The sequence below is a fragment of the Pseudomonas sp. KCJK8993 genome (assembly GCF_046230915.1).
In the GTDB taxonomy this organism is placed as follows: Bacteria; Pseudomonadota; Gammaproteobacteria; order Pseudomonadales; family Pseudomonadaceae; genus Aquipseudomonas; species Aquipseudomonas piscis.
In genome coordinates this window covers 1-11750 of the sequence record NZ_JBJJLO010000157.1, presented here as the reverse complement: position 1 = coordinate 11750, position 11750 = coordinate 1, and the positions used below count along the sequence as shown (strand labels likewise).

The window sequence follows — 11750 nt, the reverse complement described above, 5'->3', positions numbered from 1 at the left end:
AGTTAGTGCAAATCAATAACCAAACGAAATCAGCGACAAAACCCATAGAAGCAAACTTGGCATAAAAGTGGCTTGAGTCGAAACATGTTTTGTATACAAAAACTATCAAAACATACATACACTCACCATCCGCACCCCCCAGGTTGCGGATGCCCCGAAGCCAGGTGATTCCACCCTACGCGGAAGATTGTCGAGCCCAGGCTCGGGCACAGTCATCCAGAGGCGGAATCGGAGTACGCCGGAATGCAGACCCGCCCTTCTCACGACATCGCACTGGACACCGCCTCCGCCCTGCACTCGTACACCTCGTCACAGCCCATGATCGACAGCGATCAAGGGTCCGTCGCCCTCAGCCCACGCCTGCACAACCATGACCTGGCGCCCACCAGGATCGCGGGCCGGCGCTGGGGCCGCTACAGCCTCTTCGCGCTGTGGACCAACGATGTGCACAACATCGCCAACTACTCCTTCGCCATCGGCCTGTATGCCTTGGGCCTGGCTGGCTGGCAGATCCTGCTGAGCCTGGGTATCGGCGCACTGCTGGTCTATGGCTTCATGAACCTCTCCGGTTACATGGGGCAGAAGACCGGCGTACCGTTCCCGGTGATCAGCCGCATCGCCTTCGGCATCCATGGCGCGCAGATCCCGGCCTTGATCCGCGCCGTGATCGCCATCGCCTGGTTCGGCATCCAGACCTACCTGGCCTCGGTGGTGTTGCGCGTGTTGCTCACCGCCGTCCATCCAGGCTTCGCGGCCTACGACCATGACGCGATCCTCGGCCTGTCGAGCCTGGGCTGGGCCTGTTTCGTGACGATCTGGCTGGCGCAGCTGGCGATCCTGGCCTACGGCATGGAGACCATCCGGCGCTACGAAGCCCTCGCCGGTCCGATCATCCTGCTGACCGTGGCCTGCCTCGCCGCCTGGATGTACACCCAGGCCGATGGGCGCATTGCCTGGTCGATCCGCGAGCCCCTGAGCGGTGGTGAAATGTGGCGGCAGATCTTCGCCGGCGGCGCCCTCTGGCTGGCGATCTACGGCACCATGATCCTCAACTTCTGCGACTTCTCCCGCTCGGCACCGTGCCGCCGCACCATCACCGAAGGCAATTTCTGGGGGTTGCCGGTGAACATCCTGGTGTTCGCCATCATCACCGTGCTGCTGTGCGGCGCGCAGTTCCAGATCGACGGCAAGATCATCGAAAGCCCCACCGACCTCATCGCCGCGATCCCCAGCACCCTATTCCTGATCCTGGGCTGCCTGGCATTCCTGATCGTCACCGTGGCAGTGAACATCATGGCCAACTTCGTCGCCCCGGCCTTCGTCCTCAGCAACCTGGCGCCCCGGCACCTGACCTTCCGCCGGGCCGGGCTGATCAGCGCCACCCTCGCGGTGCTGATCCTGCCGTGGAATCTCTACGACAGCCCCCTGGTGATCCAGTACTTCCTGGCCGGCCTCGGCGCGCTGCTGGGCCCGCTGTACGGGGTGATCATGGTGGACTACTGGATCCTGCGCAAAGGCCGGGTCGACGTGCCGCAGCTGTACAGCGAAGATCCCCGGGGCATCTATTTCTACAGCCGCGGGGTCAACCTGCGGGCGGTGGCGGCGTTCCTTCCCGCGGCGCTGATCGCCATCGTCCTGGCCCTGGCCCCGGGATTGGCCAGCATCTCGCCGTTCTCCTGGCTGGTGGGTGCCGCCATCGCCGGCCTGCTGTACCTGATCATCGCCAAGCGCCAGCCGCACTATGCGGACGTCAGCGGCGAATCGATCGCCGTGGACGATGCCGGTCATTGAGCTCCCATGCATGGCCCGCTCCGCCGGGCCTGGACCTATCCAACCTGCAAGGAACCCCCATGCGAATTCTCGTGGTCAACGTCAATACCACCGACAGCATCACCCAGGCGATCGCCCAACAGGCCCGCAGCGTTGCCGCCCCGGGCACCGAGATCATCGGCCTGACGCCCTACTTCGGCGCCGAATCGGTGGAAGGCAACTTCGAAAGCTACCTGGCGGCCATCGCCGTGATGGATCGGGTACTGGCCTATGACCAGCCCTATGACGCGGTGATCCAGGCCGGCTACGGCGAGCACGGCCGCGAGGGCCTGCAGGAGCTGCTGAATGTACCGGTGGTGGACATCACCGACGCCGCCGCCAGCACCGCGATGTTCCTCGGCCACGCCTATTCGGTGGTGACCACCCTGGACCGCACCGTGCCGTTGATCGAAGACCGCCTCAGGCTCTCGGGCCTGGACCAACGCTGCGCCTCGGTGCGCGCCAGCGGCCTGGCGGTGCTGGAGCTGGAGGAAGATCCGGCGCGGGCGGTGGAGGCCATTGTCCGCCAGGCGGAACTCGCGGTGACCCAGGACAAGGCCGAGGTCATCTGCCTGGGCTGCGGCGGCATGGCCGGTCTGGATGAGCAGATCCGCCAGCGTACCGGCGTGCCGGTGGTGGACGGGGTGACGGCAGCAGTGACCATCGCCGAGGCCCTGGTGCGCCAGGGCCTGTCGACCTCCAAGGTGCGCACCTATGCCACGCCACGCCCCAAGCGGGTCAGCGGCTGGCCGATGCGCCAGGGCCGCTGAGCCGAGCGGGCCGCTAGACCGCGCTGAAGGCCTGGGCCAGTCCCTGTTCGGCGAACTGCTGGATCACGAAGTCGACGAAGGCCCGGGTCTTGCCCGGCAACATCTTGTGCTCGGCGTAGTAGATCGAGGTGAAGCCATCATCCACGTACCAGTCCGGCAGTACCCGCCGCAGGGCGCCGGAGCGCAGGTGATTGACCGCGAACGGCATGCTCACCAGGGCCACGCCCAGCCCCTGGGCGGCAGCAATGCAGGCCGCCTCGGAATCACTCATGGTCATGGCCGCCTTGAGCTCCAGAGGTTGCTGTCCCCCTGCTCGCCCTGTCAGCTGCCAGGTGCGGATACGCCCGGTCTGCGGGGAGCGGATCAGGATGCCGCGGCAATCGCGCAGGTCCGCAGGCTCGCTGATCGGCCCTCGCCCATGCAGGTAGGCTGCGCTGGCCACCAGCACCCGATGGGCCGGGGTCAGGCGCCGGGCCACCACGCCGGGCGGCAGCTCGAAGCCACCGCCGATGGCGGCATCGAAGCCCTGGCCGATCAGGTCTACCTGGCGGTTATCGAAATGCCAGTCCGGCTGGATATCCGGATAACGGGCCAGGAACGCGCCCAGCAGCGGCACGATGTACAGGCAACCGAACACTGTGCCCACGCTGACCTTGAGGGTACCGGCGGGCCGCCCCTGGGCGTTGGCCAGGCTGCTCACGGCATGCTGGATGGTGTGCAGGCTGTCGCTGACTTCCGCCAGGAACAGGCGGCCGGCCTCGGTCAGGGTGAGGCGCCGGGTACTGCGCTGGAACAGCCTGACCCCCACCCGCGCCTCCAGCTTGGCCACGCTCTTGCCCACCGCCGCCGGGGTCAGCCCCAGGCGCCGTGCCGCTTCGGCAAAACTGCCGACTTCGGCGCTGCGAACGAAACACTCGATGCTGCTAAAGCCTTCCATACACCGGAATTCCAAACTTTTGGTTTACACAGAGTATAGGGATTACCCGCTACCCAGGACTCAATCAGCGCTCGATACTGGGCTCCACCCAAGGCATTCGCCTTTCAATCCAGGAGACCTACATGAGCAAGTTCGACCTCAGCGGCAAAGTGGCCTTGATCCAGGGCGGTTCCCGCGGCATTGGCGCCGCCATCGTCGAGCGCCTGGCGGCCGAAGGCGCTGCCGTGGCCTTCACCTACGTCAGCTCGGCGGATAAAGCCCGGGCCCTGCAAGAACACATCATCGCCCAGGGCGGCCAGGCCTTGGCCATCCAGGCCGACAGCGCCGACGCCGCAGCCATTCGCCAGGCCGTAGGCCGCACGGTGGAGGCGTTCGGCCGCCTGGATATCCTGGTCAACAATGCCGGGGTGCTGGCGGTGGCACCGCTGGATGAGTTCCAGTTGGAAGACTTCGACCGGACCCTGGCGATCAACGTCCGCAGCGTCTTCATCGCCACCCAGGAAGCCGCCCGGCACATGGGCGAAGGCGGCCGCATCATCAACATCGGCAGTACCAACGCCGACCGCATGCCTTTCGCCGGTGGCGGCCCCTATGCCATGAGCAAGGCCGCGCTGGTGGGCCTGACCAAGGGCCTGGCCCGGGACCTGGGCCCGCGCGGTATCACCATCAACAACGTGCAACCCGGCCCGGTGGACACCGACATGAACCCGGCCGACAGCGATTTTGCCGCCAGCCTGATGGATCTCATGGCGGTGGGCCGCTATGGGCGCGCCGAGGAAGTGGCGGGATTCGTGGCCTACCTGGCCAGCCCCGAAGCGGCCTATATCACCGGTGCCAGCTTGAGCATCGACGGTGGTTTCGGCGCCTGAAGCCCCGGGCAAAAAAACGCCGGGCTACCCTTGCCGGGGCCCGGCGTCTTGCTTGCTGCGACGGCCTGGCCGTGCGGCGTCAGCGCCACGCCAGGTGCGGCAAGCCGCAGGCGGCGGGCTGGAAGCTTCGCAGCGAACGCAGGATCCCATCGGCATGGGCGAACTTATGATCGGCCATGGCCGGGTCGGGCACCGCGATCGCGGTCATGCCGGCGGCCTTGGCGGCAGTCACGCCGAACGGCGAATCCTCGAACACCAGGCATTCGGCCGGATCGACCCCCAGGCGCCGCGCCGCGGTCAGGAAGATGTCCGGCGCCGGCTTGGCGGCGGTCACTTCCGGGTCGTCGGCGGTGACGATGGTGTCGAACAGGGCGAACCAGTCACCATGGCGGGTGGTTTTCTCGACGAAGGACATCTGCGAGGAGCTGGTACCCACGGCGATCGGAATCCGGTGCTCCTTGAGATGGCGCACCAGCTGCTGCGCACCGGGCATCGCCTCGGCCCGGGGAAAGCGCTCGCGCATCAGCGGCTCGCGCATCACCAGGAACTCCTCGGCAGTGATCGGCAGGTCCAGGGCCTGCACCACATAACGCGCGAGGTCGGCGGCGCCACGGCCGATGATGTTCTGCTTGATGGTCCAGTCGTAGGAACGGCCATAACGCTCGGCGATCAACTGGGTGATCTCGGTGTAGATGCCCTCGGTATCCAGCAGCAGACCGTCCATGTCGAAAATGACCGCCTTGATCGGCCCAAAATCATTCAACTGTGCATTCATCGCATCTGATCCGTTAGCAAAAGTACATTCCAGGGAGCGGCTCAGGTACGGCCCGTTCGTTGGCCAGCCTTTCGATGAAAGGGTTCAGCAGCATAGCGGCGGGCCTGTGCCAGGGGCAACCCGGAACAGATGCGATGGGCACGCAGGCCTCAATCGCTCGGATCGGCCCCAGGAGCCTCCGAGCCGGAGGCTTCTTGCAAGGGGACGCGGGCATCGTCCAGCAAGGAGCCGGGATCCTCGTTCCCCGGATCGTTGATCCCCCCGGACTCCTCGGACAGGGATTGTTGGGCACTGCCTGGACCTTCACGGGCCATGATCGCCTCCTCGATCGCCAGGACCATCCTGGCAAGTATGGCGAAACCTGGGCGAGGCGCACAAAAAACCCGGCGCATGGCCGGGTTCTCGGGTTGCTTGCGCCTGGATCAGTGACGCTTCTTGTGCCCCATGCTGCTGCCCAGGGCACCGCCCGCCGCACCACCGATGCCAGCACCGACAGTGGCGCCGGTGCTGCCGCCCAGGCGATTGCCGATCAACGAGCCACCAGCCGAACCCAGGCCGCCACCGATCGCCGCCTTGGTCCGGCTGCCCTTGCGCGCACCAGCCGCGCTGCCGGCTGCCCCGGCGACACCCGCGCCGATGGCCGCTCCGGTGCTGCCGCCAAGCTTCTGCCCCACCACATTGCCCAGCGCGCCGCCGAGGCCACCGCCAATGGCTGCCGTACCGTCGCCGGCCATCGCGCCTTGGGCCAGCAAAAGTCCCACAACCAGGGCAGGGAGAGTTAAACGCATGACTTGAACCTCGAAAAAAGACTGTCGAACTGACATGTAAGAACCCGGCGCCGCATGACTCGACGCAGGTCACCGCGAAACCACCCGGGATTTGGCGCCGGATTGGACAACCAATTCCAGAAGAGTTTTATCACCACGCAAAAAAAAGCCCGCTGGGGAACGGGCTAGGGTGTTGCGTTTAACGGATGGTTCGAGCCTACGCAGGCAGATGTGAAGAAAGCGTGAAAAATTTCACCACCAGGCCAGACGTCCCTCCAACGCGGCCTCTGTCGCCCCCGGCCTGCGGGCGTGGCGGCGCGAGTGAAAAATTTTCTGCCGCCCGTCACCCGCGCCTCGTCGCCCCCATACAAAAAGCCCCGCAAGTGCGGGGCAGTCGTTACTCAAGATCGCTTGTTCTTGGGCAGGGCCCGAGGAAAAAACATCGTATTGCTGGCGACCGATGTCACCGCGGATTTTTTCCTGACGACATTCGCAGAGGTCTGAACCTTCGCCTCGAATGCCGCCTGCCCGCAACGCACCAAGTTGTTGATTGGGAACTCATCCCCGTTGTCTTCGATATAAGCAAGACTCCTCATCTCCCAGCTCCCTCCAACAACCGACCAGCACCGGCAAGCTCCTGATTGCCTGGAAAGTACTGATCGTCACGGCGCTTGAGACTAGACAGTCATTCGCCGACCTGCCGGCCAAAGCACCGCAGGCGCCGACGAGCGGCCAGCCAGTGGAAGAAAAACTGATCCAGGGCAAATTTTCCCTCGGCGTTCAGCTGTCGTACGCCGCCAGGGCCCGGGCCAGGCGCATGTCGTCGGCATCACTGGCAGGATGCAGTGTCCGGTAGCAACGCAGCGCCTGCTCCAGCTGGGCGCCGCGAATCTGGCCCCCGGAACCGACGAAGGCCAGGGCATCGCCCTTGGCCGAATGAAAGATCTCGCCAGGATTGGATGTGGTGCCCAAGGTGCCGAACGTGGTCAGGCCGGTCACGCCGGTGACCATCATCGAGGCCCGGTCCACGGGGTTCCTCTCCTCTCCCGCCATCACCACGAGCGGGGCGACGCACAACGCACAGATCAATAACGCCTGATTGCAACTCTTCATCGGTGGATCGCCCCCCTGGGCCAAGGCAGGCGCGCAACTTAGCATCCGGCTTGCCCAGGCGCAGCCTCAATGACATACGGACTGACCAGGACCATCAAATCCCAGCCCCCTGGGTCGGGCCGGCAAACTGTCGGCGTCGCCGCCCTTGCCCTGCCAGTCGGCTGACACCCGGGACGCCAGCTTGCCTGGCGGTATTCAGGCCGCCGGGGCGGACAGCTCGAACAGACTGCGAATGGTGCCCTGGATACGCAGGATGTCCGAAAGCGCATACAGCCCCACCGAAGGGGCCAGGTGGCGGCTATCCGGTGGATTGGCGACACAGGCGGCAATCAGTGTCAGCTGGTTGGCAGGATCGGGCTGGAACTTGATGCCGCTCACGCAATACAGGCTCTTGCGCCGAATGCCATCGTCATAGAGCTCGCCCTGGGCCGGTGCTTGCTGCAACTGGTCCAGCGTCGGCACCTGGTCGAATGCCTGGGCGTAGAACTCGATGATCGGGCTCTCGTTGATGCTGCCCAGACGGTGCACATAAGCGGCGTAGAACCGGTTTTCCAGGTGAATGGCCAATACGTCGCCAGCACGGTAGAACGTCACGGAGTCCGGGAGCGCCGGCTTGCGCGCCAGGGACACGGGAGGCGCTTGCAGGCCAGCACTGAATTCCTGCGAGCGCTGATAAAACTTGTCCCCCAGGGCCACCGCTCGATTCAGTTCCTCGATCGCCTCAACGGCCCGGGCGGTAATGCCCGGCTCGGCCAGTCCATATTTATGTAGCAGCGTGGCCAGCGCGAGCCAGGCCTTGTGCCGGTAGAGCGGCGCGACCTGGGACTCATCCGCCAGCAGCACGCAATTCCAGCGAGCCAGCAGGCTTGGCAACACCGCATCGATCCGCGAGCCCTGGTGCCCTTGCTGCTGCGCGACCATCGCCTTCCAGGTCAGCCGCGCGAGGTCCTCGTCCAAAGCCTGGACCAAGTGCCTGGCGGCCAGTTTCTCCAGTAACTGCTGATGTTTCACCCGCTCATCTCCATTCGATGCATCGTCCAGTGCCCTCCCGGGTGGCTATCGCCGGCGTATCCGCTGTAGCCGTTGTTTGCTTCAATGCGGCCTGCACGGGGCCTGTAGCACGCCAAGCGCCCTACTCCACGAAAATCGCGCAATGATAACGATCGACGCCTTCAAGGCATACGGCACCCACACCGGTTCGCCTGCGCAAATGCCACTGGACGAAATAACCCTGCTCGCCTCGCCCGTCGCCCTCAGGGTGCTGGGGAGTTTCCTGCTGCGGGCCGCACAACGCATGCAGGAAGACGGTATGGAACACCTGCACCTGCAGGATGCCTGGGCCGGCTTCGATCCCGGGCGGCACGTGGACCTAGTGCTGGTGAATAACGAGCAGGCCGCCGCACACGCCCCGTAAATCACGACCGGCGACAGCGCCGACACTCCCCCGGATACGACCAATGAACGCCAGTCCCTCAGGTGCATCCCTACCGGCCTTACAGGAGTACGCCGCCCATTGCCTGGATGCCTATTGTCAGGCGCAAGACATCGCCCATCCGTGCATCGACGAACGGCTGGAGCATCTGCGATCCCTGGCCAGCTACCCGAACCTGGCCTTGTGGGAACAGGCCGGTGCCGAGCTGGCCCTGAACGGTCGGGGCGACGACATGCCAACAACGCTTCGCGCGATGTTCGACACACAACAGGCCGAACAACTGCATACATTGGTCTGCCATGTCGTGGAGGTCGGCCTGGCGGATATGTATGGCCAGGACTCGACGCTGCCCCGACACTTCCTGGCACAGGTGGAGGCGATGCTGGAAAGGGCAAGCGGGAAATTGCCCAGCGACAGGCACCCCGCCTGAGCGCGCCAGTACAACCGAGAACGATGAAGTTCTCGGCGGGAGGCTATTTCTGCAGGCAACAAAAAACCCCTGAAAGCCATGGGCCTTCAGGGGTTTCTTGTATCTAATATGGCGGTGAAGGAGGGATTCGAAAGTACCCGCACCCTCGATCTCTAAGCCGAGGCCCCGGAATACAAGGGCTCCAGCGGTTCCAGCAGTGAGAAAACGTTCCCATGCCATTCCCATGGACCTCAACTAATAGCTCGCTACGCGTGCACGCCATGCGTAGAAGCGACTGAAATTCAAGGTATAGACGCCTCGATAAAAAGAGTAATTTCAGTAATCTTGACCGCTTTCTAGCCCACAGCCCTTGATTTTCGCGGGTTAAGCCAAATTCTGAAAAGTAATACTCAAGTAACCTTTAAGTAATCAGATTACTCTTTGTTCGGGTGACACTGACCACCAATAAAACCCTTTAAAATCAATAGGTTGATAAAAATTACTTTTCTGATTACTTCTCCATTACTCAGCTTTGTAACCTGACAAACCCAGTAAATACAGGGCCTACAGCATTGGTCCACCCTAGGTGTTGCTGTAGTTACTCTTTTTTCAAGCCCCCACCTACCCACTGAGTCGAACGCCAGGTTTCGTTGCTGCCCTCATGGCCTGCATATCGTTTCGATACCCCAGTATTTCCTCTACCTATGCAGGGTTCCGCAGGCTTTTATCACCCCAGGAAGGCGCTAGAGCCTCCAGACAGGCGCCGTTTTGAGTAGCTTGCAGGGGTGCAGAAAAAACGACCCATTTAGCCCGCAGGCGAGGTGGGGGGACGACGGCGCGCGCCAGGGCTAAACAATCATGGCCGGCCCCCTGAATGCACCACAACAGTGCACACCGGTAAGCCCCCCCTAGCCGCTCCAGCGCAGCTCGCAGGAGCACACCAGGCACGGAGGTCAGTGGAGAGCAATAGAGGCGTTGTGAACCGCTGAGGGGCACCGCTACTATCGGGCATCCTCGATATTGGCAGGGAGAATCCCATGCAAGTAGCCCAGCACGTGATACCTGTACCGTTCTATGAGGACACCGTTGTCCTTGTCGGTAAAGACAATGAGCCGCTGGTGGCAATGAAGCCGATCGTCATCAACATGGGGCTGGACTGGAAAAGCCAGCACGTGAAAGTTACGGAAAAGTTCAGTTCAGTTGTGGTGGAAATCACCACAACTGGAGGTGATGGCAAACAATACGCAATGACCTGTCTCCCGCTTCGCAAGCTCCCGGCATGGCTGTACTCAATCAGTCCCAGCAAGGTAGCCCCAGATCTACGTGATAAAGTCATCCGCTACCAGGAAGAATGCGACGACGCATTGTGGAGTTACTGGACCAAAGGTAGCGCCGAGCGGACTGGGACGCCGAACGTCAATCAGCAGATAGCGCTCTCCCGTCACCGCATCACGCTACTCAAGGAGTTGAACAGAACACGTAATAACGCGTTACGTGCCGCACTCCATGAGCAACTGGATCAAACATCTCGCCAGTTGGGGTTGTCGACACCGGGACTTGAAACGATAGGAAGGGCTGAGCCGGATGTACCGGATCTAGTCACAGAGTTCTGGGATCTGTTTTACCACCTCAGCGCGCAACCGGAGGGGCACAAGCTCAACCACGCCGTAGCGCCAGGGAAACTTGCTATCAACTTGAATGAGGTGGCTCGAGTAGCCCAGGCACAACGCTGCACAATGCCCAATCTATCCGAGTTGCGGCATGCCTTACGCCTCAGCCAGCATCCGCGGTTTGTCGAAGCCAACAAATGCAGCCACTCAGCGCATGCCCGCAACGACGAAGGCAAGGCGCAAAGTATCAGATGCTGGATTTTCACTGTAGAACAGGACGCTGACTGAGCAACCCACCATAAGTACTGTCGAAATGACAACGGTTAAGGAGGGGGGACGACGACGCGTGCCAGGTCGTGGAGCAGACCAATACCCCAGGTTGTGACACGCCAGCTCCCCCAAATAGAATAAGTGCTAAGAACTGAATACGAGGCTGCGCGAAACGGATAATTTTTGACAAAGTCAGCTAAAAGCCGCCCGGTACTCAGCTGGGGATTTTACTGACGACTTACCGCAAGAGCGGGGGAAAGCGGCGAACAGAAGCAATTGCCGGAGTTCAGGCGGATGAAGCCCTCAAGCCGGCACTTCATGGACAAGATATTTTCGATTCAGTAGTTTAGCCACCATCAATATGGAGACGTTAGTTAATGGACAAAATTACCAAATCGCTTCTCGACACCTTCAGTTCGCAAAATGAGATTGAGCGACTAGATGAGGCAACACAGTTCGAGCATTTCTGTAATTTCTCTGTTGTTTCAAAGCTAAACAGATCCACTTTCGAACTGGATGACATTCATACAGGAAACGGGAATGACTGCTCGATTGATGGCATATGCTTAGTCATTAATGGAAAAATTGTAACCACCCCAGATGAACTAAGAGAAATTGTCGAGACTCCCGGACACCTCGACGCTGATATTATATTCATTCAAGCTAAAACAACATCCTCATTTAGCGGATCAGATATAGGCTCCTTTATACATGGAGTGAAGGATTTTCTGTCAGACGAATCAAAGCTTGTACAAAATGATAAAATCAAAAACATGAAGCTACTTTGGGACTCTGTGATATCAATGTCATCCTACATGATCAACAGACGACCTCATGGGAAGTTGTTTTACATATGTACTGGAAAGTGGACTGGAGATCAAAATCTTCAAGCCATTATTGAAAGCGGCGAAACAGAGATTGAAGCATTAGGATTATTCGACGAGATAAGCATTACCCCTTACGGGGCAAATGAAATACAAAAAATGTTT

Annotated in this window: 13 protein-coding genes; 7 read left to right on the top strand and 6 right to left on the bottom strand. The window is 61.2% G+C overall.

The window, feature by feature from the left end:
- Positions 1-243: 243 nt before the first annotated feature.
- Both ACK6AU_RS29760 and ACK6AU_RS29755 read left to right on the top strand, forming a co-directional pair.
- Positions 244-1791: an NCS1 family nucleobase:cation symporter-1 gene (locus ACK6AU_RS29760; RefSeq protein WP_409303207.1), complete on the top strand. Its 1548-nt coding sequence runs from the start codon at positions 244-246 to the stop codon at positions 1789-1791.
- Between the two features lie 59 nt (positions 1792-1850).
- Positions 1851-2579, top strand: a complete 729-nt coding sequence (locus ACK6AU_RS29755) for an aspartate/glutamate racemase family protein (RefSeq protein ID WP_185699556.1) — start codon at positions 1851-1853, stop codon at positions 2577-2579.
- Positions 2580-2592: 13 nt separating this feature from the next.
- Here ACK6AU_RS29755 and ACK6AU_RS29750 read toward each other — a convergent pair whose 3' ends face one another.
- Positions 2593-3516, bottom strand: coding sequence for a LysR family transcriptional regulator (locus ACK6AU_RS29750; protein ID WP_053135872.1), 924 nt, complete (start codon positions 3514-3516; stop codon positions 2593-2595).
- A gap of 122 nt (positions 3517-3638) precedes the next feature.
- Between ACK6AU_RS29750 and ACK6AU_RS29745 the strand changes: the two genes are divergently transcribed.
- Positions 3639-4385, top strand: coding sequence for a 3-oxoacyl-ACP reductase family protein (locus tag ACK6AU_RS29745; RefSeq protein WP_185699555.1), 747 nt, complete (start codon positions 3639-3641; stop codon positions 4383-4385).
- A gap of 79 nt (positions 4386-4464) precedes the next feature.
- On the opposite strand, the gene ACK6AU_RS29740 is transcribed toward ACK6AU_RS29745, so the two are convergent.
- The 5 genes from ACK6AU_RS29740 to ACK6AU_RS29720 form a co-directional block, all read right to left on the bottom strand.
- On the bottom strand, positions 4465-5160 hold the full coding sequence (locus ACK6AU_RS29740) for an HAD-IA family hydrolase (RefSeq protein WP_409303204.1): 696 nt from the start codon (positions 5158-5160) through the stop codon (positions 4465-4467).
- Between the two features lie 149 nt (positions 5161-5309).
- Positions 5310-5474: a hypothetical protein gene (locus ACK6AU_RS29735; RefSeq protein WP_409303202.1), complete on the bottom strand. Its 165-nt coding sequence runs from the start codon at positions 5472-5474 to the stop codon at positions 5310-5312.
- Positions 5475-5582: 108 nt separating this feature from the next.
- Positions 5583-5948 carry a glycine zipper domain-containing protein gene (locus ACK6AU_RS29730; RefSeq protein WP_409303200.1) on the bottom strand — a complete coding sequence of 122 codons (366 nt, stop codon included), beginning with the start codon at positions 5946-5948 and terminating at the stop codon, positions 5583-5585.
- A gap of 759 nt (positions 5949-6707) precedes the next feature.
- Positions 6708-7040, bottom strand: a complete 333-nt coding sequence (locus ACK6AU_RS29725; RefSeq protein ID WP_185699551.1) for a DUF2388 domain-containing protein — start codon at positions 7038-7040, stop codon at positions 6708-6710.
- Between the two features lie 195 nt (positions 7041-7235).
- A complete protein-coding gene (locus tag ACK6AU_RS29720; protein WP_185699550.1) occupies positions 7236-8051 on the bottom strand; it encodes a hypothetical protein in 816 nt (271 codons plus the stop codon).
- Between the two features lie 142 nt (positions 8052-8193).
- Here ACK6AU_RS29720 and ACK6AU_RS29715 point away from each other — a divergent pair, with 142 nt between their 5' ends.
- The 4 genes from ACK6AU_RS29715 to ACK6AU_RS29700 all read left to right on the top strand — a co-directional run.
- On the top strand, positions 8194-8454 hold the full coding sequence (locus tag ACK6AU_RS29715; protein ID WP_185699549.1) for a hypothetical protein: 261 nt from the start codon (positions 8194-8196) through the stop codon (positions 8452-8454).
- 43 nt (positions 8455-8497) lie between these two features.
- Positions 8498-8902 carry a hypothetical protein gene (locus ACK6AU_RS29710; RefSeq protein WP_185699548.1) on the top strand — a complete coding sequence of 135 codons (405 nt, stop codon included), beginning with the start codon at positions 8498-8500 and terminating at the stop codon, positions 8900-8902.
- 1016 nt (positions 8903-9918) lie between these two features.
- Positions 9919-10779: a phage antirepressor N-terminal domain-containing protein gene (locus ACK6AU_RS29705; protein WP_409303197.1), complete on the top strand. Its 861-nt coding sequence runs from the start codon at positions 9919-9921 to the stop codon at positions 10777-10779.
- A gap of 359 nt (positions 10780-11138) precedes the next feature.
- The coding region (locus tag ACK6AU_RS29700; protein ID WP_409303195.1) for a hypothetical protein at positions 11139-11750 on the top strand (612 nt) is incomplete at its 3' end.

What these genes read in the sequence shown, in the direction of transcription:
- ACK6AU_RS29760 (WP_409303207.1), top strand. Translation starts at nt 244, where the DNA reads ATGCAGACCCGCCCTTCTCACGACATCGCACTGGACACCGCCTCCGCC.
- ACK6AU_RS29735 (WP_409303202.1), bottom strand. Translation starts at nt 5,474, where the DNA reads ATGGCCCGTGAAGGTCCAGGCAGTGCCCAACAATCCCTGTCCGAGGAG.
- ACK6AU_RS29745 (WP_185699555.1), top strand. Translation starts at nt 3,639, where the DNA reads ATGAGCAAGTTCGACCTCAGCGGCAAAGTGGCCTTGATCCAGGGCGGT.
- ACK6AU_RS29730 (WP_409303200.1), bottom strand. Translation starts at nt 5,948, where the DNA reads ATGCGTTTAACTCTCCCTGCCCTGGTTGTGGGACTTTTGCTGGCCCAA.
- ACK6AU_RS29725 (WP_185699551.1), bottom strand. Translation starts at nt 7,040, where the DNA reads ATGAAGAGTTGCAATCAGGCGTTATTGATCTGTGCGTTGTGCGTCGCC.
- ACK6AU_RS29715 (WP_185699549.1), top strand. Translation starts at nt 8,194, where the DNA reads ATGATAACGATCGACGCCTTCAAGGCATACGGCACCCACACCGGTTCG.
- ACK6AU_RS29755 (WP_185699556.1), top strand. Translation starts at nt 1,851, where the DNA reads ATGCGAATTCTCGTGGTCAACGTCAATACCACCGACAGCATCACCCAG.
- ACK6AU_RS29750 (WP_053135872.1), bottom strand. Translation starts at nt 3,516, where the DNA reads ATGGAAGGCTTTAGCAGCATCGAGTGTTTCGTTCGCAGCGCCGAAGTC.
- ACK6AU_RS29705 (WP_409303197.1), top strand. Translation starts at nt 9,919, where the DNA reads ATGCAAGTAGCCCAGCACGTGATACCTGTACCGTTCTATGAGGACACC.
- ACK6AU_RS29710 (WP_185699548.1), top strand. Translation starts at nt 8,498, where the DNA reads ATGAACGCCAGTCCCTCAGGTGCATCCCTACCGGCCTTACAGGAGTAC.
- ACK6AU_RS29740 (WP_409303204.1), bottom strand. Translation starts at nt 5,160, where the DNA reads ATGAATGCACAGTTGAATGATTTTGGGCCGATCAAGGCGGTCATTTTC.